20 protein-coding genes and 1 pseudogene are annotated in these 21,252 nt (G+C 59.2%); 9 read left to right on the top strand and 12 right to left on the bottom strand.

Going from position 1 to position 21,252, the window contains the following annotated elements:
• Positions 1-11: 11 nt before the first annotated feature.
• Entirely contained in the window at positions 12-1,049 is a 1,038-nt protein-coding gene (gene mreB / locus ACM6IN_RS12560; RefSeq protein WP_002555108.1) for a rod shape-determining protein MreB, read from the bottom strand.
• A 211-nt stretch (positions 1,050-1,260) separates the two neighbouring features.
• Here mreB and gatC point away from each other — a divergent pair, with 211 nt between their 5' ends.
• From gatC to ACM6IN_RS12530, 6 genes are all read left to right on the top strand, one after another.
• Positions 1,261-1,548, top strand: coding sequence for an Asp-tRNA(Asn)/Glu-tRNA(Gln) amidotransferase subunit GatC (gene gatC / locus ACM6IN_RS12555; protein WP_007915356.1), 288 nt, complete (start codon positions 1,261-1,263; stop codon positions 1,546-1,548).
• A 16-nt stretch (positions 1,549-1,564) separates the two neighbouring features.
• Complete coding sequence (gatA, locus tag ACM6IN_RS12550; protein WP_007915354.1) at positions 1,565-3,016, top strand: Asp-tRNA(Asn)/Glu-tRNA(Gln) amidotransferase subunit GatA; 1,452 nt, start codon at positions 1,565-1,567, stop codon at positions 3,014-3,016.
• 10 nt (positions 3,017-3,026) lie between these two features.
• Positions 3,027-4,472 (top strand): Asp-tRNA(Asn)/Glu-tRNA(Gln) amidotransferase subunit GatB, encoded by a 1,446-nt coding sequence (gatB, locus tag ACM6IN_RS12545; RefSeq protein WP_007915352.1) that lies wholly within the window; start codon positions 3,027-3,029, stop codon positions 4,470-4,472.
• Between the two features lie 145 nt (positions 4,473-4,617).
• The gene (locus ACM6IN_RS12540) at positions 4,618-4,992 is read left to right on the top strand and encodes a septal ring lytic transglycosylase RlpA family protein (protein ID WP_007915349.1); all 375 of its coding nucleotides are present in this window, start codon (positions 4,618-4,620) and stop codon (positions 4,990-4,992) included.
• A gap of 46 nt (positions 4,993-5,038) precedes the next feature.
• Positions 5,039-6,100: a calcium/sodium antiporter gene (locus ACM6IN_RS12535; RefSeq protein WP_414916162.1), complete on the top strand. Its 1,062-nt coding sequence runs from the start codon at positions 5,039-5,041 to the stop codon at positions 6,098-6,100.
• Entirely contained in the window at positions 6,097-6,474 is a 378-nt protein-coding gene (locus ACM6IN_RS12530) for a carboxymuconolactone decarboxylase family protein (RefSeq protein WP_007915345.1), read from the top strand. The genes ACM6IN_RS12535 and ACM6IN_RS12530 overlap by 4 nt, the downstream gene beginning before the upstream one ends.
• An 83-nt stretch (positions 6,475-6,557) precedes the next feature.
• On the opposite strand, the gene ACM6IN_RS12525 is transcribed toward ACM6IN_RS12530, so the two are convergent.
• The 5 genes and pseudogenes from ACM6IN_RS12525 to kdgD form a co-directional block, all read right to left on the bottom strand.
• The gene (locus tag ACM6IN_RS12525; protein ID WP_007915344.1) at positions 6,558-7,499 is read right to left on the bottom strand and encodes an AEC family transporter; all 942 of its coding nucleotides are present in this window, start codon (positions 7,497-7,499) and stop codon (positions 6,558-6,560) included.
• Positions 7,500-7,882: 383 nt separating this feature from the next.
• On the bottom strand, positions 7,883-9,436 hold the full coding sequence (gene garD, locus ACM6IN_RS12520) for a galactarate dehydratase (protein ID WP_077571106.1): 1,554 nt from the start codon (positions 9,434-9,436) through the stop codon (positions 7,883-7,885).
• 11 nt (positions 9,437-9,447) lie between these two features.
• Positions 9,448-10,839 (bottom strand): annotated as a pseudogene (locus ACM6IN_RS12515) (MFS transporter); the annotation flags it as partial.
• Positions 10,840-10,956: 117 nt separating this feature from the next.
• Positions 10,957-12,402: an aldehyde dehydrogenase family protein gene (locus ACM6IN_RS12510; RefSeq protein WP_007915341.1), complete on the bottom strand. Its 1,446-nt coding sequence runs from the start codon at positions 12,400-12,402 to the stop codon at positions 10,957-10,959.
• 75 nt (positions 12,403-12,477) lie between these two features.
• Entirely contained in the window at positions 12,478-13,389 is a 912-nt protein-coding gene (kdgD, locus tag ACM6IN_RS12505; protein ID WP_007915340.1) for a 5-dehydro-4-deoxyglucarate dehydratase, read from the bottom strand.
• A gap of 297 nt (positions 13,390-13,686) precedes the next feature.
• Here kdgD and ACM6IN_RS12500 point away from each other — a divergent pair, with 297 nt between their 5' ends.
• Positions 13,687-14,067, top strand: a complete 381-nt coding sequence (locus ACM6IN_RS12500) for a hypothetical protein (RefSeq protein ID WP_414916138.1) — start codon at positions 13,687-13,689, stop codon at positions 14,065-14,067.
• Between the two features lie 132 nt (positions 14,068-14,199).
• Positions 14,200-14,562, top strand: coding sequence for a hypothetical protein (locus tag ACM6IN_RS12495; RefSeq protein WP_414916137.1), 363 nt, complete (start codon positions 14,200-14,202; stop codon positions 14,560-14,562).
• 7 nt (positions 14,563-14,569) lie between these two features.
• Here the strand turns inward: ACM6IN_RS12495 and ACM6IN_RS12490 are convergent, their stop codons facing one another.
• The 4 genes from ACM6IN_RS12490 to ACM6IN_RS12475 form a co-directional block, all read right to left on the bottom strand.
• Positions 14,570-15,316, bottom strand: coding sequence for a FadR/GntR family transcriptional regulator (locus ACM6IN_RS12490; protein WP_176472316.1), 747 nt, complete (start codon positions 15,314-15,316; stop codon positions 14,570-14,572).
• Between the two features lie 191 nt (positions 15,317-15,507).
• Positions 15,508-17,235, bottom strand: a complete 1,728-nt coding sequence (locus tag ACM6IN_RS12485; protein ID WP_414916136.1) for an ABC transporter ATP-binding protein/permease — start codon at positions 17,233-17,235, stop codon at positions 15,508-15,510.
• A gap of 96 nt (positions 17,236-17,331) precedes the next feature.
• Complete coding sequence (locus ACM6IN_RS12480; protein WP_003221630.1) at positions 17,332-17,892, bottom strand: response regulator transcription factor; 561 nt, start codon at positions 17,890-17,892, stop codon at positions 17,332-17,334.
• A complete protein-coding gene (locus ACM6IN_RS12475) occupies positions 17,885-19,147 on the bottom strand; it encodes an ATP-binding protein (RefSeq protein WP_007915316.1) in 1,263 nt (420 codons plus the stop codon). Before ACM6IN_RS12475 ends, ACM6IN_RS12480 begins: the two co-directional genes overlap by 8 nt.
• 317 nt (positions 19,148-19,464) lie before the next feature.
• Between ACM6IN_RS12475 and ACM6IN_RS12470 the strand changes: the two genes are divergently transcribed.
• On the top strand, positions 19,465-20,181 hold the full coding sequence (locus ACM6IN_RS12470; RefSeq protein ID WP_122843135.1) for an SIMPL domain-containing protein: 717 nt from the start codon (positions 19,465-19,467) through the stop codon (positions 20,179-20,181).
• Between the two features lie 121 nt (positions 20,182-20,302).
• Here the strand turns inward: ACM6IN_RS12470 and ACM6IN_RS12465 are convergent, their stop codons facing one another.
• Both ACM6IN_RS12465 and ACM6IN_RS12460 read right to left on the bottom strand, forming a co-directional pair.
• Entirely contained in the window at positions 20,303-20,464 is a 162-nt protein-coding gene (locus tag ACM6IN_RS12465; protein WP_414894725.1) for a hypothetical protein, read from the bottom strand.
• 341 nt (positions 20,465-20,805) lie between these two features.
• Positions 20,806-21,162, bottom strand: coding sequence for a DUF6124 family protein (locus ACM6IN_RS12460; RefSeq protein ID WP_150650068.1), 357 nt, complete (start codon positions 21,160-21,162; stop codon positions 20,806-20,808).
• Positions 21,163-21,252: the final 90 nt, after the last annotated feature.

The raw sequence follows: 21,252 nt of genomic DNA, 5'->3' as shown, positions 1-21,252 counted from the left end.
CACTCGGCGACTTATTCGCTCGAGAGCAGATCCATGGTGTGCTTATCCATCATTTCCAATGCACGGCCACCGCCGCGAGCAACACAGGTCAGCGGATCTTCGGCAACGATGACTGGCAGACCGGTTTCCTGGGCCAGCAACTTGTCGAGATCACGCAGCAGCGCGCCACCACCGGTCAGCACCAGGCCACGCTCGGCGATGTCGGAAGCCAGTTCCGGCGGCGATTGCTCCAGCGCGCTTTTCACGGCCTGAACGATGGTAGCCAGAGACTCTTGCAGAGCTTCCAGCACTTCGTTGGAGTTCAGGGTGAATGCGCGTGGAACGCCTTCGGCCAGGTTGCGACCGCGAACGTCGACTTCGCGAACTTCGCCGCCCGGGTAGGCCGTGCCGATTTCCTGCTTGATGCGCTCAGCGGTGGATTCACCGATCAGGCTGCCGTAGTTACGACGCACGTAGGTGATGATCGCTTCGTCGAAGCGGTCGCCGCCAACGCGCACGGATTCGGCATAGACCACACCGTTCAGGGAGATCAGCGCGATTTCAGTGGTACCACCACCGATATCCACGACCATCGAACCGCGTGCTTCTTCGACCGGCAGGCCGGCACCGATCGCAGCAGCCATCGGCTCTTCGATCAGGAACACTTCACGGGCACCGGCACCGAGGGCCGATTCACGGATGGCACGACGCTCAACCTGAGTGGATTTGCATGGAACGCAGATCAGCACACGAGGGCTAGGCTGCAGAAAGCTGTTTTCGTGAACCTTGTTAATAAAGTATTGCAGCATCTTTTCGCAGACGCTGAAGTCGGCGATCACGCCGTCCTTCATCGGACGAATGGCAGCAATGTTGCCCGGCGTACGGCCGAGCATGCGCTTGGCCTCGGTGCCGACAGCAACGACACTTTTCTGGTTACCGTGTGTCCGAATGGCCACAACCGATGGCTCATTCAGGACGATACCGCGCTCGCGCACGTAAATAAGGGTGTTGGCAGTGCCCAGGTCAATGGAAAGATCGCTGGAAAACATGCCACGCAGTTTCTTGAACATGGGAAAGGGACCCTAGGCAACGCGTGGGTAAAAAAGTGCGGCAAACTCTAACAACGACAGGGATTTTGGGCAAGGCGCCAATATGTTAAATTGGCCGCTTTTCTGTGCACCAAGCCCCACAATCGCGGCCTTATGACCGTAGAAGTGCGGTAGTGTTCCGACAATCTAACACACGGACGCCGTCCGTTCTGTTTTCCACAGGAGAATCCCGATGGCGCTAGAACGCTCCGACGTGGAAAAAATCGCTCATCTGGCCTGCCTTGGCCTCAATGATGCCGATCTTCCACACATTACTTCCGCTCTCAACAGCATTCTCGGTCTGGTCGACGAAATGCAGGCTGTTAATACCGACGGAATCGAGCCTCTGGCCCACCCGCTGGAAGCCAGTCAGCGCCTGCGCGCCGACGTCGTGACCGAGAGCAATCACCGCGAGGCCTACCAGTCCATCGCACCAGCGGTCGAAAACGGCCTGTATCTGGTTCCGAAAGTCATCGACTAAAGGGAAAGAGCCTGCAATGCATCAAATGACTCTGGCCGAGATCGCCCGCGGTCTCGCCGATAAAAAGTTTTCCTCCGAAGAGCTGACCAAAGTCCTGCTGGCGCGCATTACCCAGCTTGATCCGCAGCTCAACAGTTTCATCAGCCTCACCGAAGAGCTGGCCATCGAGCAGGCGAAAGCCGCCGATGCCCGCCGCGCCAACGGTGAGAGCGGCGCCCTGCTCGGTGCGCCGATCGCTCACAAAGACTTGTTCTGCACCCAGGGCATTCGCACCAGCTGCGGCTCGAAGATGCTCGACAATTTCAAAGCCCCGTACGACGCTACTGTCGTCGCGAAGCTGGCCGCTGCCGGTGCCGTGACCCTGGGCAAGACCAACATGGACGAATTCGCCATGGGTTCGGCCAACGAGTCGAGCTGGTACGGCGCGGTGAAAAACCCGTGGAACCTGGAACACGTACCGGGCGGTTCGTCCGGCGGTTCGGCGGCGGCGGTTGCTGCTCGTCTGTTGCCAGCGGCGACGGCCACCGACACTGGCGGTTCGATTCGTCAGCCGGCGGCATTCACCAACCTCACCGGCCTGAAACCGACTTACGGTCGCGTTTCGCGCTGGGGCATGATCGCTTACGCCTCCAGCCTCGATCAGGGTGGCCCGTTGGCGCGCACGGCCGAAGACTGCGCAATTTTGTTGCAAGGTATGGCCGGCTTCGATCAGAACGACTCCACCAGCATCGATGAGCCGGTGCCGGATTACTCCGCAAGCCTCAACGAATCGCTGCAAGGCCTGCGCATCGGCGTACCGAAGGAATACTTCAGCGCCGGTCTCGACCCGCGCATCGCCGAGCTAATTCAGAACAGCATCAAAGAGCTGCAGAAGCTCGGTGCGGTGATCAAGGAAATCAGCCTGCCGAACATGCAGCACGCGATTCCTGCCTACTACGTGATCGCGCCGGCAGAAGCCTCCTCGAACCTGTCGCGTTTTGACGGCGTGCGTTTCGGTCATCGCTGCGAGCACCCGAAAGACCTGATCGACCTGTACAAGCGCTCCCGTGGCGAAGGCTTCGGCGCGGAAGTCCAGCGCCGGATCATGGTCGGTGCCTACGCGCTGTCCGCCGGTTACTACGACGCCTACTACCTGAAAGCGCAGAAGATCCGTCGCCTGGTGAAGAACGATTTCATGGCTGCCTTTAATGAAGTCGACATCATCCTCGGCCCGACCACGCCGAACCCGGCCTGGAAGCTTGGCGCCAAGAACAGCGACCCGGTCGCTGCCTATCTGGAAGACGTCTACACCATCACCGCCAACCTCGCCGGCCTGCCGGGCCTGTCGATGCCGGCCGGTTTTGTCGACGGTCTGCCGGTTGGCGTGCAATTGCTCGCGCCGTATTTCCAGGAAGGCCGTTTGCTCAATGTTGCGCACCAGTATCAGTTGAACACTGACTGGCACACCCGCACCCCAACCGGCTTCTGAGGAGACACACATGCAATGGGAAGTCGTGATCGGGCTGGAGATTCACACTCAGCTCACTACCCGGTCGAAAATCTTTTCCGGTAGTTCCACCACATTCGGTTCCGAGCCGAATACCCAGGCCAGCCTGATCGACCTGGGCATGCCCGGCGTGCTGCCGGTGCTGAACCAGGAAGCGGTGCGTATGGCGGTGATGTTCGGTCTGGCGATTGACGCCGAGATCGGTCAGCACAACGTGTTCGCGCGTAAAAACTATTTCTACCCGGATCTGCCGAAGGGCTACCAGATCAGCCAGATGGAATTGCCGATTGTCGGCAAGGGTCACCTGGACATCGCCCTCGAAGACGGCACGGTCAAACGTGTCGGCATCACCCGCGCGCATCTGGAAGAAGACGCCGGCAAGAGCCTGCACGAAGAGTTCAACGGTGCCACCGGCATCGACCTGAACCGTGCTGGCACGCCGCTGCTGGAAATCGTTTCCGAGCCGGACATGCGCAGCGCCAAGGAAGCCGTGGCTTACGTCAAGGCGATTCACGCGCTGGTACGTTATCTGGGTATTTGCGACGGCAACATGGCCGAAGGCTCGCTGCGTTGCGACTGCAACGTGTCGATCCGTCCGAAAGGCCAGGTTGAATTCGGCACGCGCTGCGAGATCAAGAACGTCAACTCGTTCCGCTTCATCGAGAAGGCGATCAACTCCGAGATCCAGCGTCAGATCGAGCTGATCGAAGACGGCGGCAAAGTGATCCAGCAGACCCGTCTGTACGATCCGAACAAGGACGAGACCCGTCCGATGCGTTCGAAAGAGGAAGCCAACGACTACCGTTACTTCCCCGATCCGGACCTGCTGCCGGTGGTCATCGAAGAGTCGTTCCTCGGCGAGGTGCGCGCCACCCTGCCGGAACTGCCTCCGCAGAAACGCGAGCGCTTCCAGAGCCAGTTCGGTCTGTCGGCGTACGACGCCAACGTGCTGGCCACCAGCCGTGAGCAAGCGGACTACTTCGAGAAAGTCGCAGCCATCGGCGGCGACGCCAAACTGGCGGCGAACTGGGTGATGGTCGAGTTGGGCAGCCTGCTCAACAAGCAAGGCCTGGACATCGACGAGTCGCCGGTTTCCGCTGAACTGTTGGGCGGCATGCTGCAACGCATCAAGGACAACACCATCTCCGGCAAGATTGCCAAAGTGGTGTTCGAAGCGATGGCCAACGGCGAAGGCAGCGCGGACGAGATCATCGAAAAACGCGGCCTGAAGCAAGTGACCGACAGCGGCGCGATCTCCGCGGTACTGGACGAAATGCTCGCGGCTAACGCCGAGCAGGTTGAACAGTATCGTGCGGCGGATGAAGCCAAACGCGGCAAGATGTTCGGCTTCTTCGTCGGCCAGGCGATGAAAGCGTCGAAAGGCAAAGCCAACCCGCAGCAGGTGAACGAACTGCTGAAAAGCAAGCTCGAAGGCTGATTCCGGCCCCGCGCTCGGGGATCGTTCCCACGCTCTGCGTGGGAATGCCGCCCCGGACGCTCCGCGTCCATTGCGGTGTGACGCAGAGCGTCACGGGATGCATTCCCACGCTGGAGCGTGGGAACGATCACTTTGGAGTATCTGAATGAAACGTCTGCTCGGCGCCTGCGCCCTGCTCTCCTTGCTGGCCGGTTGCGCCAGCACCGACACCATCGACCCGCACGGTTACGACCAGACCGGCGTCGCCTCCTATTACGGTGCCAAGCACCACGGTAAACGCACCGCCAGTGGCGAGCCGTTCAACCAGAATTCCCTGACCGCCGCCCATCGCCAGTTACCCTTCGGCACACGGGTGAAGGTCACCAACCTGAAAAACGATGAATCCGTCGTGGTCCGCATCAATGACCGTGGTCCGCATACCCGTGGACGCCTGATCGACGTGTCCCGCGAGGCTGCCGAACAACTCGGCATGCTGCGCAGCGGCACCGCACGGGTTCGCGTGCAGGCCCTCGACGACTGATGGAGCGCTGACCATTTTCGGATTAGCCGATTTGCCCCTGATCAGCGTGATCGAACTGCTCGCCGGCCTGTGCCTGCTGATCTTCGGCGCCGAACTGATGGTGCGTGCGGCGGTGCGTCTGGCGGCGCGTCTGCATGTGCGGCCGCTGATCATCGGTCTGACCATCGTCGCCCTCGGCAGCAGTGCGCCGCAAATGGCCGTCAGTCTTCAAGCGGCACTGGCGCATAACCCGGACATTGCCGTTGGCAGCGTAGTCGGCAGCAGCATCTTCAACATCCTTGTCACCCTCGGCCTTTCCGCGCTGATCATTCCTCTGCGCGTTTCGCGGCAATTGGTGCGCCTCGATATTCCGCTGATGATCGGCGCCAGCCTGCTGGTGTTCGTATTGGCCTGGAACGAAGAGATCGGTCGCTTCGACGGCATCCTGCTGCTCGGCGCATTGGCGCTGTATCTCGGCTTGCTGCTGCGCCAGTCACGACACTCGACGCGGCCGCACACGGAGCGCATTGAAACAAGCCAAGCGTCGTGGATCGGCAGTTCGCTGATGATCATCGTCGGTTTGGCGATGCTGGTATTTGCCGGGCACCTTTTGCTCGGAGCTGCCGTGGTGGTGGCAACTGATCTTGGATTTTCCGAGCGTGTCATTGGCCTGACCGTTGTCGCTGTCGGCACCTCGCTGCCGGAACTGGCGACCTCGCTGATCGCCGCACTGCGCGGGCAACGGGATATTGCCGTCGGCAACGTGATCGGTACCAACCTGTTTAATCTGCTCGGGGTACTCGGCCTGACCGCATTGATCGCGCCGACGCCGCTGTCGGTGTCGCCGAACGCACTGGATTTCGATCTGCCGGTGATGCTCGGCGTCGCCGCGCTGTGCCTGCCGGTGTTTTATTCCGGTTACCGCGTGACGCGAGCCGAAGGTCTGCTGCTGCTCGGTTTGTATCTGGCGTACGGGCTGCACGTGGTGTCGTTCACCACCGGCATGCCCCTGGCCGGCAAGCTTGAGCGAATGATGTTGTTTTATGTCCTGCCAACGCTGCTGACGTTCTTGTTGTTCACGTCGATACGCGCCTGGCGCCGCCAACACCACAAGAGGGATATGCCATGACCGAATCGAAGAAGTCCGGGGTTGAAGTCCGCCGTCAGGTAATGGGCGATGCGTTTGTTGATCGCGCCTTGGGCAACGCCACCGAGTTCACTCAACCGTTGCAGGACTTCGTCAATGAACACGCTTGGGGCGGTGTGTGGAATCGCGAAGGTCTGCCGCTGAAAACCCGCAGCCTGATCACCCTCGCCGCGCTGACGGCACTGAAGTGCCCGCAGGAATTGAAAGGCCATGTGCGCGGTGCGCTGAACAATGGCTGCACGGTGGACGAGATTCGTGAGGCGTTGCTGCATTGCGCGGTGTATGCCGGCGTGCCGGCGGCGATTGATGCGTTTCGCGCGGCGCAGGAAGTGATCGACAGTTACGAGAAAAGCTAAAAGATCGCAGCCTGCGGCAGCTCCTACATGGAAATGCGGTCTCCTGTAGGAGCTGCCGCAGCTGCGATCTTTTGATCTTGCCTTTATATCCACCCACCCCACTGCAAAACAAAGATCCCGACATTGGTGGTGATCGCCGCCATCAACGTGGTCATCACGATAATCGCCGCCGCCAGTTCATGATTGCCCTGCGCCGCCCGGGCCATGACAAAACTTGCCGCCGCCGTCGGGCTGCCGAAGTACAAAAACAGAATCCCCAATTCCGCGCCGCGAAAACCCCACAACCACGCTCCCAGCGTTGCCAGCACCGGCAACCCGATCATCTTCACCAGGCTGGAACTGAGCGCCATGCTGCCGCTCTTGCGCAACGCCGCCAGCGACAGCGTGCCGCCAATGCAGATCAACGCCAGCGGCAAGGTGGTCTGCGCCAGATACTGACCGGAGGTCTCCAGCCATCCCGGCAAACCGATCTTGAAATAGGCAAACGGCGCCGCCGCAATCACGCTGATGATCAGCGGATTGCTGAACACGCTTTTGCAGATGCTCCACGGATCGGACTTGATCACCGGGCTGTACACCGCCAACACGATGGTCGACAGCGTGTTGTAGAACAGGATCACCAGCGCCGCGAGAATCGCCCCGAGGGAAATCCCGTAATCGCCATACATGCTCGCCGCCAGTGCCAAACCAATGACGCCGTTGTTGCCGCGAAACGCGCCTTGGGTATAGATGCCGCGATCTTCGCGCGGGCAACGGAAAATCGCCCAGCCCCAGGCCAGGGCAAAGCTCACCAGCGTGGCGAGGGAGAAGTAGATCAGCAGGGACGGTTGCAACGCGGCGTGCAGATCGGCATGCAGAATGCCGAGGAACAGCAGCGCCGGCATGGTGACGTTGAACACCAGCGACGAAGCGGTGTGAATGAAGTTGTCGTTGATCCAGTCGATGCGCTTGAGCAGCACACCGAGAAACAGCATGGCAAACACCGGCGCGGTGATGTTCAGGGTTTCGAGGAAGATTGCCAGCATGCCGGGGAGCCTTGGGTGAGCGTCGTTAGGGGGCTAATGATAAGCCAAAAGCTTGAAAAGCCCCTCACCCTAACCCTCTCCCCGAGGGAGAGGGGACTGACCGAGGTGTTTTGCGGCATACATCGACCTGCAAGACCGAGTCGATTATGGATTCGGCAAAGCACTTTCAAGTCGATGTACTTCTAAATATCCCCGGATCGGCCCCCTCTCCCCGAGGGAGAGGGGACTGACCGAGGTGTTTTGCGGCATACATCGACCTGCAAGACCGAGTCGATTATGGATTCGGCAAAGCACTTTCAAGTCGATGTACTTCTAAAATATCTCCGGATCGGCCCCCTCTCCCCCCGGGAGAGGGCTGGGGTGAGGGCCGAGCCGGTCACGCATCAAGTAATCGGCGCCGGGTTAAACAACGTAATGTCGTTATGCAGCTTGTGCTTCTCCGCCCACGTCTGCTGTTTGCCGCTGGCAACATCCAGGTAGTAGTGGAACAACTCCCAACCCAGTTCCTCGATCGTCGCGCGCCCGGTCGCAATCCTTCCGGCGTCGATATCAATCAGATCAGGCCAGCGCTGCGCCAATTCCGTCCGCGTCGATACCTTCACCACCGGCGCCATCGCCAAACCATACGGCGTACCCCGCCCGGTGGTGAACACATGCAAGTTCATCCCCGCCGCCAACTGCAACGTGCCGCAAACAAAATCACTCGCCGGCGTTGCACAGAAAATCAAACCCTTCTGCTTGAACCGCTCGCCCGGGCCGAGCACGCCGTTGATTGCGCTGCTGCCGGATTTGACGATCGAACCCAGCGACTTCTCGACAATGTTCGACAGCCCGCCCTTCTTGTTGCCCGGCGTGGTGTTGGCGCTGCGATCCGCTTCACCCTTGGCCAGGTAACGGTCGTACCAGTCCATCTCGCGCACCAGTTCCTCGGCGACGGTTTTGCTTTCGGCGCGTGAAGTCAGCAGGTAAATCGCATCGCGCACTTCGGTGACTTCGGAAAACATCACCGTCGCCCCTGCACGCAACAACAAGTCCGAGGCATAACCCAGCGCCGGGTTGGCGGTGATCCCGGAAAACGCATCGCTGCCGCCACACTGCATGCCGAGGATCAACTCGGACGCCGGCACGGTTTCGCGGCGGCGCTGGTCGAGCTTCTTCAAACGGACCTCAGCCAATTCCATGATCTGCTCGATCATCTCGGTGAAGCCGTGACTGGAATCCTGCAAGCGATACAGCCACGGATCGCTGAGATCCACCGACGCATCGTCTTCGTGCATCACCTGCCCGGCCTGCAATTTCTCGCAACCGAGGCTGATCACCAACGCCTCGCCACCGAGGTTCGGATTACGCGCCAGATTGCGCACGGTGCGAATCGGGATGTAAGCGTCGGTGGCAGTAATCGCCACGCCGCAGCCATAACTGTGGGTCAGCGCCACGACGTCATCGACATGCGGGTACTTCGGCAGCAGCTCTTCCTTGATGCGTTTTACCGCGTGATCAAGCACGCCGGTGACGCACTGCACGGTCGTAGTGATCCCGAGAATATTGCGCGTGCCGACGGTGCCGTCAGCGTTGCGATAGCCCTCGAAGGTGAAGCCTTCCAGCGGTGCCTGCGCGTCCGGCACCTCGGTGGACAGCGGCAAGCTGTCCAGCGGCGGCGCGGTCGGCATGCGCAGTTGATCTTCCTTGACCCAACTGCCACGGCGAATCGGCTGCAATGCGTAGCCGATCACCTGACCGTAGCGAATCACCTGGCCGCCCTCGGGAATGTCTTCGAGGGTGACCTTGTGGCTCTGCGGCACAAATTCCAGCGTCACCAGGCCATCGGCAAACTCAGTGCCGGCCGGTGCGCCCTGGTCGTTGACCACGACCACCACATTGTCCCGCTCGTGCAGGCGGATGTGGCGCGGCGAGTCGGAATGTTCAATCAACTGCATGACGCCGCTCCTCAGGAATGCGCTTGGGACAATTTACCGCTGGCTTCAACACCGCCGTTGGCTGGCGGCTCTTTGAGTACCACACGTTTGATCGGGCCAACGATGACCAGATAGCTGAACACCGCGACCAGTGCGTTGGCACCGACGAACACCAGCGCCCATTTGAACGAACCGGTGGAGCTGATGATGTAGCCAATCACGATCGGCGTGGTGATCGAAGCAATGTTGCCGAAAGTATTGAACAGGCCACCGCTCAGACCGGCGATCTGTTTTGGCGAAGTGTCGGAAACCACCGCCCAACCCAGCGCGCCAACGCCTTTGCCGAAGAAGGCCAGGGCCATGAAGCCAACCACCATCCATTCCACTTCAACATAGTTGCAGGCAACGATGCTGCTGGAAACCAGCAGGCCGGCAATGATCGGCGCTTTGCGCGCGAAGGTCAGCGAGTGGCCCTTGCGCAACAGGTAGTCGGAAATCACCCCGCCGAGTACGCCGCCGATAAAGCCGCAGATTGCCGGCAACGAGGCGATGAAACCGGCCTTGAGAATGGTCATGCCACGCTCTTGCACCAGATACACCGGGAACCAGGTCAGGAAGAAATAGGTGATGCCGTTAATGCAGTACTGGCCCAGATACACGCCGAGCATCATGCGATTGGTCAGCAACTGACGGATGTAATCCCACTTCGGACCGTCGGACTTTTTGCCCTTCTGATCCATGTCGACCATGCCGCCGTTTTCAGCGATGTGTTTGAACTCAGCTTCGTTGATACGCGGGTGTTCACGCGGGCTGTAGATCACTTTCAGCCAGACCAGCGAGAAGATGATCCCGAGGATACCCATGACGATAAACACGTGCTCCCAACCGAAGGAATACACGATCCAGCCCATCAGCGGTGCGAACAACACGGTGGCAAAATATTGCGCCGAGTTGAAGATCGCTGACGCGGTGCCACGTTCAGCGGTCGGGAACCATGCGGCGACGATACGCGCATTGCCGGGGAACGAAGGCGCTTCAGCCAGACCGACGAGGAAGCGCAGCATGAACAGCGCAACGATGGCGGTGGACATGCCGAACTCACCGACAAAGCCTTGCAGCACGGTGAACAGCGACCAGGTGAAAATGCTCAGGGCATAGACTTTTTTCGAGCCGAAGCGATCGAGCAACCAGCCACCGGGGATTTGCCCGGCCACATAGGCCCAACCGAATGCGGAGAAGATGTAGCCGAGGGTGACTGCGTCAATGCCCAGATCTTTTTGCAGGCTGGAGCCGGCAATGGCGATCGTGGCACGGTCGGCGTAGTTGATCGTGGTCACCAGAAACAGCATGAGCAGGATCAAATAGCGGACGTGAGTCGGCTTGGACGATTGCATGTAGAGGTACTCCCACTGATTATTTTTATGCGCGGGTGAATCTTCTTTGGTCTTGCATCTATTCCCTGTAGGAGCTGCCGAAGGCTGCGATCTTTTGATCTTAAAAGATCGCAGCCTTCGGCAGCTCCTACAGGGTTATTGCGTTTATCAGGAACCGATGTAACTGGTCTTCACGACCGTGTAGAACTCTTGCGCATAACGGCCTTGCTCACGTGATCCATAGGATGAACCTTTACGGCCACCGAACGGAACGTGGTAATCGACGCCAGCGGTCGGCAGGTTGACCATCACCATCCCGGCTTGCGAATGACGTTTGAAGTGGTTGGCGTACTTCAGCGAGGTGGTCGCAATACCCGCCGACAAACCGAATTCGGTGTCATTGGCCATCGCCAGCGCCGCGTCGTAATCGGCCACGCGAACGACGTTGGCCACCGGGCCGAAGATCTCTTCACGGCTGATGCGCATCGACGCTTCGCTGTCGGCAAACAGCGTTGGCGCGAGGAAGTAGCCTTCGGTGTCGCAGGTCACCAGACCGCCACCACTGACCAGACGCGCACCTTCGGACTGACCGATGTCGATGTACTTCATGTCCTGTTCAAGCTGTGCTTGCGAAACCACTGGACCGATGTCGGTGCCGGATTTCAGGGCGTGGCCGACCTTGATCGACTTCATGCGCTCGGCCATGGCTTCAACGAACTTGTCGTGAATCCCGGCGGTGACGATCAAGCGGCTCGACGCTGTGCAACGCTGGCCGGTGGAGTAGAACGCGCTCTGCACCGACAGCTCGACCGCTTGCTTGAGGTCGGCGTCATCGAGAATGATCTGCGGGTTCTTGCCGCCCATTTCCAGCTGAACCTTGGCCTGGCGCGAGACGCAGTTGACCGCGATCTGACGACCCACGCCCACCGAACCGGTGAAGCTGATGCCGTCGACTTTCGGGCTCTGCACCAAGGCATCACCGACCACACGGCCGCTGCCCATCACCAGATTGAACACGCCGGCCGGGAAGCCTGCGCGGGAGATGATTTCCGCCAGTGCCCAGGCGCAACCCGGCACCAGATCGGCGGGCTTCAACACCACGCAGTTGCCGTAGGCCAAGGCTGGCGCGATTTTCCAAGCCGGAATCGCGATCGGGAAGTTCCACGGGGTGATCAGACCGACCACGCCCAGTGCTTCGCGGGTCACTTCGACGTTGACGCCCGGACGCACCGACGGCACGTAGTCGCCGGACAGACGCAGGCATTCACCAGCGAAGAACTTAAAGATGTTACCGGCGCGGGTCACTTCGCCGATGGCTTCAGGCAAGGTCTTGCCCTCTTCGCGGGCCAGCAAGGTGCCGAGTTCTTCGCGACGGGCGAGAATCTCAGTGCCGACTTTATCCAGCGAATCGTGACGGGCTTGAATGCCCGAAGTCGAGTACGCCGGGAATGCCGCGCGAGCAGCGTCGATGGCGGCGTGAACCTGAGTCAGGTCAGCCTTGGCATAGTCGCCGATGGTGTCGCTCAGTTCCGACGGGTTGATGTTGGCCGAGTAGTCGGCACCGGCAACCCATTCGCCGTTGATGTAGTTGTCGTAGCGTTTTGCAGTTGTCACAGGGGCAGCCCTCAAATCTCAAAGCCTTCACGCAAAAAGCCGCTGATTGCTCAGCGGCCTCGCTTTTATCGGGTGTTACTGCGCACCTTGCTTGTCGATCAGCGCGGCGAGCATTTCGTACTCTTCGCCGGTCAGGTCGGTCAGCGGTGCCCGCACCGGGCCTGCGTCATAGCCAGCGATTTTCGCGCCTGCCTTAACGATGCTCACGGCATAACCGGCCTTGCGGTTGCGGATGTCGAGGTACGGCAGGAAGAAGTCGTCGATGATCTTGCCGACGGTGGCGTGATCTTCACGAGCGATCGCGTGGTAGAAGTCCATCGCGGTTTTCGGGATGAAGTTGAACACCGCCGAGGAGTAAACCGGCACGCCCAACGCCTTGTAGGCTGCGGCGTAGACTTCGGCGGTCGGCAGACCACCCAGGTAGCTGAAGCGATCACCGAGGCGGCGACGGATCGACACCATCAACTCGATATCGCCCAGACCATCCTTGTAGCCGATCAGGTTCGGGCAGCGCTCGGCCAGACGTTCCAGCAGCGGTGCGTTGAGGCGGCAAACGTTGCGGTTGTAGACGACCACGCCGATGTTGACCGATTTACACACGGCTTCAACGTGAGCGGCAACACCATCCTGGCTCGCTTCGGTCAGGTAGTGCGGCAGCAGCAACAGACCTTTGGCGCCCAGACGCTCGGCTTCTTGAGCGTATTCGATGGCCTGACGAGTCGAACCACCGACACCGGCTAGGATCGGCACACTCGTTGCGCAAGTGTCGACGGCAGTCTTGATGATTTCCGAGTATTCGCTGGCGGCGAGGGAGAAGAACTCACCAGTGCCACCGGCGGCGAACAAGGCTGAAGCGCCATACGGAGCCAGCCATTCCAGGCGTTTGATATAGCCCGCGCGGTTGAAATCGCCCTGCGCGTTGAAATCGGTCACCGGGAAAGACAGCAGGCCGGCAGAGAGGATGGACTTCAGTTCTTGTGGATTCATTATTCGAACACCCTGGTAGCAACGTTTTTTGTGAGTTGATCGTTCAGCCTTCGCTGAAGTTGTAGGTCATCGTACAACTTAAAAGATAACCGTCAACTGCATTTCATCGTTGTGGGTGGTTTTTTGTCGGACAAAAGTGTTTAAGCCCTAGCGCGAATTCTCGCAAAGGCCCGTGATTACTGGGTTCGATTGCAGAAACGTCTGGTCAAGATTCGTTTACTGAGCGCCGTTGCTACGCCGCGTAATGTGTGACGACCGCCACGAAGGATCGTGGCGGATCACTCGAAGGAACCCGAAATGTCCACGAATTACGCTGCTCCGACTCTCTCGAAAATGGCTGCTCGGTCCTCCTGCACCCTCACGCTTCAGCTATCGACGCTGCCTGATGTCTTGATCGTACAAGTCCCGGATTCCAGCGATTTTCCGGCGAACTGGAGCGTCTACCCGATTCTCGGCGACGACCCTGAGGAACCGGAATGGGCAGGTGAGGAAGTGAACACTGGCACTTGGGACGATGCTGAAGACGAGATGGAGAAACTCACGGGGATCGAATTGCAGATTCCCAAAGAGGTGCTGCGGCAGTACCTGAACAGGAATGTTGAACTGCGCTACAAGTTTTCTGATGAATCGAGCATGGAGCCGTTTTCGCAGGCGCTGAAGTTGCGGATCGAGGGCTGAATCTTGTCGCGGGAGGTGAAGTGACCGTTCATCGAAACTGGTATTTCTTACAGGTGCCAGACTTTCGCGATTCAGACATTAATCAGCTTGAGCTGCCAACGGCTCGTTTCGACAACGAAAAGGATTTTGAACATGACAGATAAACGTTTCGCCATCCAAATGCTGCCAGCACCTGTGCTGAAGGAAGCAATCAATAACGTCCTGCACGTACATAGCCTGGTGGACCCCGCTCACGGAATAGTACCTGCGTCTCAAGAAGCGGCCTCAGGGGACAGAATTACACTTAAAGTGTACGACTCTGACGGCGCCGAGCAGTGGTCACACTCCGTAGTACTGACTGCAATCTCCGCTGGAAAGCCCGCTGAGTTTGCAATCCCGAAAGCGCTTTTTGAAAAAATGCTCAAAGCTGGCGTCAACGCGGTCTTGCAGTACTCCATCGAACGTGCGGGCACCCAAAAGCATTCAATGCAACTGGTAATCGAGCTTAAAGACTGATCCAACCTCAGCCCTGCGCCTGCGCCTCTTCATGGGCCTGGCGCAGTCTTTCACGGCTGTTGGTCAGGTGCAGACGCATCGCCGCACGCGCTGCATCGGAATCCTGACGGGCAATCGCGTCGTAGATTTCTTCGTGCTCACGGCTCAGGCGACTCATGTAGTGCTGCTGATCATCATGGGCCAGGCGCGCCGAATTCAGCCGCGTACGCGGAATGATGCTGGTGCCCAGGTGGGTCATGATGTCGGTGAAGTAGCGGTTGCCGGTGGACAGGGCGATTTCCAGGTGGAAAGCAAAGTCCGACGCCACAGCATCACTGGCATGGGCAGCGCTTTCATTAAGCGCATCGAGCGCGGCGCGCATGGTCGCCAGTTGCTCGGCGCTGCGACGTTGCGCGGCAAGGCCGGCAGATTCGACTTCGAGGCTGATGCGCAATTCGAGGATGGCCAGCACATCACGCAGGGTGACGACGGTGGCCGGATCGATACGGAAACCGCTCGGACTTGGCGTGTCGAGTACAAAGGTGCCGATGCCGTGGCGAGTCTCCACCTGGCCGGCAGCCTGCAAACGGGAAATCGCCTCGCGCACCACGGTGCGGCTGACGCCATGGGCTTCCATGATCGCCGACTCGGTAGGCAATTTGTCACCGCGTTTAAGCAGGCCATCGCGGATCTGCTCGCTCAGCACCGTCACCAGTTCCTGGGCCAGGCTGCGGCGCTTGCGCGGGAGACGCGGGGTGTCGATCAGGTTTTCCATGGTGTGCATCTAGTCTCGAAAATTCGGCTTGTGGGCATCATAGCTCAAGCGGGTTGTACGATCACTTTCCATTTCCATACAAAACCTGTGGGAGCTGGCTTGCCAGCGATGAGGCCATACCTGTCGATGAAGATGTCGACTAAACCGACGCCATCGCTGGCAAGCCAGCTCCCACATGGGATGTGTGTTGATCAGGCAGTCACGGTCTGTTCAACCAAATGCCCGCTCTCGATCCGCACATGCCGTGGATGGAAGCGTTTCAAACTGCTGCGATGGCCGACGCTGACAATGCTCAGCCCCGGTATCTGATCAATCAACGCCTGATACAGCGTCGCTTCATCTTCCTCGTCCATCGCCGAAGTCGCCTCGTCCATGTACAACCACTGCGGTGCGTAAAGCAGCGCACGGGCGAAGGCCAAGCGTTGCTGTTCACCCGGCGAGAGCATGCGTTGCCAGTGATTGGCCTCGTCCAGCCGCGCGACCAGATGCGGCAAACGGCAGGTTTCCAGCACTTGTGCATAACGTTCAGACGCGTAGGTGTCACCCGGTTGTGGATAACTCAGTGCCTCGCGCAGGGTGCCGATCGGCAGATACGGCTTTTGCGGCAGGAACAGATACCGCGCCGCCGGCAAGCGGATGTTGCCGTGCCCCGCCGGCCACAAATGCCCCATCGCCCGCAACAGCGTCGACTTGCCGCTGCCGGAACGGCCGCTGAGCATGACCCGATCACCCGGCTCCACGGTCATGTCGGCATTGGTCAACAGATGACGACCATCGGCCAGGTCCAGACCAAGGTTATGCACCTGCAGTTCGCTGCCCTGATTCTGCACGTCGATCGCCGGGATGCGCTCTTCGTTGTCGGTCATGGCCTGGCGGAAACTCAGCAAACGATCACAGGTTGCGCGCCACGCGGCCAGATCCGAATACGCACTGATGAACCAGCTGAAATTCTCCTGCACGTTGCCGAATGCCGAGTTGATTTGCATCAGCTCACCCAGTTCGATCTTGCCCGCCAGATAACGTGGGGCCGCGACGATGAACGGGAAGATGATTGCGATCTGGCCGTAGCCGGAAGTGAAGAACGTCAGGCGCTTGGATACGCGCATGATGTCCCAGAAGTTGTGCCAGACCAGCCCGAAACGGCTGCTCAAACGACGATTTTCGTTCGGTTCACCGTTATACAAGGCGATGCTTTCAGCGTTCTCGCGCACGCGCACCATGGAGAAACGCAGGTCTGCTTCGAAACGTTGTTGTTGGTTGTTCAGGCCGATCAAGCGTCGACCGATCAGGTGCGTCAGCCAACTGCCGACGGCGGCATAAATCAGCGCACACCAGAACATGTAGCCGGGAATCTCGATGCCGAACACTTCGATGCTGCCGGAAACACCCCACAAAATGATCGAGAACGACACCAGACTGACCACCGTGCGAATCAGCCCGAGGCCAAGGCTCAGGGTGTTGGCGGTAAAGGTGTTGAGGTCTTCGGAAATCCGCTGGTCGGGGTTATCGGTGTAACCGCCCTGCTCCAGCTGATAGTAGTTCTTGTGGCCGAGCCAGCGCTTGAAGTGGTTCTCGGTCAGCCACGCCCGCCAGCGAATCGTCAGCATCTGCGTCAGGTACAGGCGATACACCGCGCCGAGAATCGCCACCGTGGCGATGCCGCAGAAATACAGGATCAACTGCCAGAACGCCGCTTCGTCCTTCTTTTGCAGAGCGTTGTAAAAATCCTTGTACCAACTGTTGATCCACACCGAGATCGCCACGCTGAACAGCGACAACGCGATCACGGCAATCAGCAATGTCCAGGCCTTGCCCTTCTCTTCGCTGCGCCAGTAAGGCGTGGTCATCGCCCACACTTTACGAAAAAATTGCCCGCGCACAGCATCGTTGACCGCGGAATATTCAGCGTTCTGATTCATGGATAAGGCTCGATATAGAAAAGAACAGACACGCACCGATCATAGATGATCGGTGCGTTTTATCGCGAGGGCTGGCGATAGTCGTTCAGCGCAGGTTCAGCGACGAACCGGGCGCTTCTGCAGTTTGCGCTGCAGGGTGCGGCGGTGCATGCCCAGGGCACGGGCAGTGGCGGAGATGTTGCCTTCGTGTTCGGTGAGCACACGCTGGATGTGTTCCCATTGCAGGCGGTCAACCGACATCGGGTTTTCCGGCACCAGACTGTCGAGATCAGCATGCTCGGAGAGCAACGCGGCCAGCACGTCGTCGGCGTCGGCCGGTTTGCACAGGTAGTTGCAGGCGCCGCGCTTGATCGCTTCGACTGCGGTGGCAATGCTCGAATATCCGGTGAGAATCACCACGCGCATTTCCGGGTCCAGCTCCAGCAACTTGGGCAGCAGTACCAGACCGGAATCGCCGTCCATTTTCAGATCGAGCGCAGCGTAATCAGGCAGATCGGCCTGGGCGATGGTCAGGCCTTCTTCGGCGGAACCTGCTGTGCTGACGCGAAAGCCACGGCGAGCCATGGCGCGGGCCATGACGCGGGTGAAGGTTGCGTCGTCGTCGACCAGCAGCAAATGCGGCAGTTCTTCGCCTTCGACTTGGATTTCGTCACTCATGTTGGTCTCCTCGGGCGCCGTGGGGCAGGCGCAGCTCGGTGAGCGTGCCGCCTTCCTCATGACTATAGAGTTTCACTGAGCCGCCGGCGCGTGTCACGCTGGCCTTGCTCAAAAACAGGCCCAGGCCGAAACCTTTGCCCTTGGTGGTAAAAAACGGTTTGCCGATCTGCTCAGCGATGGCCAGCGGCACGCCGGCGCCGTGGTCACGAATGCTGATGGTCAGGTTCTCGACGTCCCAGTCCAGGGTCACTTTGAGGTTTTCCGGGCAGGCATCGGCGGCGTTGTTGAGCAGATTCAGCAAGGCCTGGGTCAGATCCGGCGGCGGCGCCATGCGCGGCACGGTGCCTTGGCCGAGACGGTGGAAGCGATAACTGGCCTCCGGACGCATCAGGTGCCAGCGGTTCAGCGCTTCATCGAGCCAGTCGGTGACGTCCTGCATCTCGACCGCCAGACGCCGGTTGGCCTCGGCGGCGCGCACCAGTTGCTGCAAGGTTTCTTTGCAGAGTTTGACCTGATCCTGCAGCACCTTCAGGTCGTCCTGCAGCATCGGGTCAGGATGGTCCTGCTGCATTTCCTTGAGCAACACGCTCATGGTCGCCAGCGGTGTGCCCAGTTCATGGGCGGCGCCAGCAGCCTGGGTGGCGACGGCGAGCAATTGCTGATCGCGCAGGCCTTCTTCGCGGCGGATCGCGCGTAATTCTTCCTGACGGCGCAGCTCCTCAGCCATACGCGCGGCGAAGAAGGTGATCACCGCCGCGGCGAGCGCGAAGCTCAGCCACATGCCGTAGATCTGCAGATTCTCGCGGGCGACCGGCAGGGTTTCCAGCGGATAGAACCGCGTCAGCATCACCGTGTACAGTGCCAGCGCGATGCCGGAGAGGATCACCGAATAGCGCCACGGCAGTGTCACCGCGGCGATGGTCAGCGGTACCAGATAATAGGAAACAAACGGGTTGGTCGAACCGCCGGAGAAGTACAGCAGCGCACTGTGGATCACCAGATCGCAGGCCAGTTGCAGCGCATATTCGAGTTCGGTCACTGGCCACGAGGTACGCAAACGCACCGCGGTAAACACGCAGAGCAGCGTCGAGCAGCCAAGGGTCATTGCCAGTTGCACCCACGGCAACGGCAGCAGTTGCAGCCAGTAGGCCAGGCCTACAGAACCGGCCTGCGCGGCGAGCACCAGGGTGCGAATAAAAGTCAGCCGCCAGAGGTTCTGGCGAGTGGCGGAAGTCAATTGTACGGGGGCGAGCATGAGCTCTCCTGATGAGCGCTCCAGGCGGATCGCACGGAGTATAACCAAGCCACGGCCTTGAGAGGCGAAAGTGCGGCAAACGACCACATGGCGAAGACATCTTCGGCGGCTATAAGGGCCTCTTCGCGAGCAAGCTCGCTCCCACAGGGGGGAATGCATTTCAAAGGTGGCAGCGAGCCTGCTCGCGAAGGGCTGCACAGCTGACCCGCCGATGTGTATAGAAGTTGTAACTGGGCGAACCGGATCATAAAAGCTAGAGTCTGATGGTTTCACGCAGGCCCCCGAACCATCACCTGCGCCCTCATCAAGGAGCTTTCATGCACACATTCCGCCGCAGCGCCGCCCTTCTCGCCCTGACCGTCGGCAGCATCGCCAGCCTTCCGGCCCTGGCCGCCGATGAGCTGCACTACAACCAGATTTCCCTGCGCGCCGAAGTCAGCACGGAAGTGGCCCGCGACCTGATGATTGTCACCCTCTACACCGAAGAGCAAAACACCGACCCGGCCAAACTCGCCGCCGACGTCAGCACCACCATGAACAAGGCCCTGGCCCAGGCCAAGCAAGTCAAAGACATCACCTTGCGCCAAGGCAGCCGCAACAGTTACCCGATCTACGACACCAAAGGCCAGAAGATCACCGGCTGGCGTGAACGCGCCGAACTGCGCCTGGAAAGCGCCGACTTCGCCGCCCTGTCCAAACTCACCGGCGAACTGCTGGGCGACCTGAAAATGGGCGGCATGGACTTCGCCATCGCCGACCCGACCCGCAAGGCCAGCGAAGACCAGTTGCTCAAAGAAGCCGTGACCGCCTTCAAAAACCGCGCGCAACTGGCCACCGATGCACTGGGCGGCAAGGGTTACAAAATCGTCAACCTGAACCTCAACAGCAACGGTTATCCACAACCGTACCTGCGCGCACCGATGATGATGAAAGCGGCGGCGATGGATTCCGCGCCGGTTACGCCGGAAGTTGAAGCAGGCACCAGCCAGGTCAGCATGACCGCTGATGGTTCGATTGAAGTGTTGATGCAGTGATTTGATCTGGGCTGAATGAAAAACCGGCGATCAGAGCATGGTCGCCGGTTCCACCCTACAACCCCCGCAAAGCAGGCGACAACGTTGATAGGTCAGACAAGACTTCTACTGTTCTAGAGGTTTAAGTCCCAATCTCATCGACGATGCGCTGTGCATCTTCCCTCGTAGCGCATAACTGTGAATAAGGGGTTCCGTCCTTATAACAAACTTGAAAGCGGGAGAAGCCCCATTCATATTCGTAAATCCTGAAGGCTTTGTAGTCAGTAATAATCGGATAACTCATGGTCAAGTCCTTATGTGTTTTCGTTCAAGCCTCGAAGTCGCTCCTTGCAGTAGCGAAACGTACTCGGCTTGAAGAAATACTCAGGCGCATTGGAAAGATTATCTACTGTCATAAATTACAGGTTTGCGGTGAGCTTCATATCGAATTGAAATAAGCCATTGAATCAAGCATTCATCTGCTTATGAAACCAAAAAACCGGGCCGTTACCGGTGATAATCACCATTCTTGTACCTGGATTTTTGGTGCATGAACCGGCTCCATAGCGAGCACGCTCGCGCCTACAAAGGGAACGCGTCCCAAATGTGGGAGCGAGCCTGCTCGCGAAGAACGATAACGCGGTCTCAGGTCTGCGGATCAACCCGATCCAGCGCCCGATTCACCGCCAACTCGGCCAGCATGATGATCTGCTGAATCGCCAACGCCGTATTACGCTCGGGCCGGCCCAGTTGATCGGCAAAGTTACCGGTTAACGTGTTCGCCGACGCCAGTGATTCACAGGCATGCGCCAGCAGGCTTTCGGTGTCGATGTTTGGCTGGATCAGGAACATCGTGCTGGGTTGCCGGGGCTTGACCGGGTCGGGGCTGAGATAGAAATCCAGGGCGCGTTTGATGGCTTCGCGGGTTTTGATCTGGTCGTCGGCGCGGATGGCGTCTTCGAGTGGGGTATCGAGGGGTGGGTCAGGTATCAATTTATCCATGGAAAATTTCCTTATTAACTGACGCCATTCATTTCCGATCTCACTCGAGAAATGAGGTGGCAACTATGTACGGAGTGAGATTACCGGTAA

The sequence above is a fragment of the Pseudomonas sp. IT-P395 genome, assembly GCF_949767675.1.
In the GTDB taxonomy this organism is placed as follows: Bacteria; Pseudomonadota; Gammaproteobacteria; order Pseudomonadales; family Pseudomonadaceae; genus Aquipseudomonas.
This window is presented reverse-complemented; position numbering and strand designations above follow the sequence as displayed.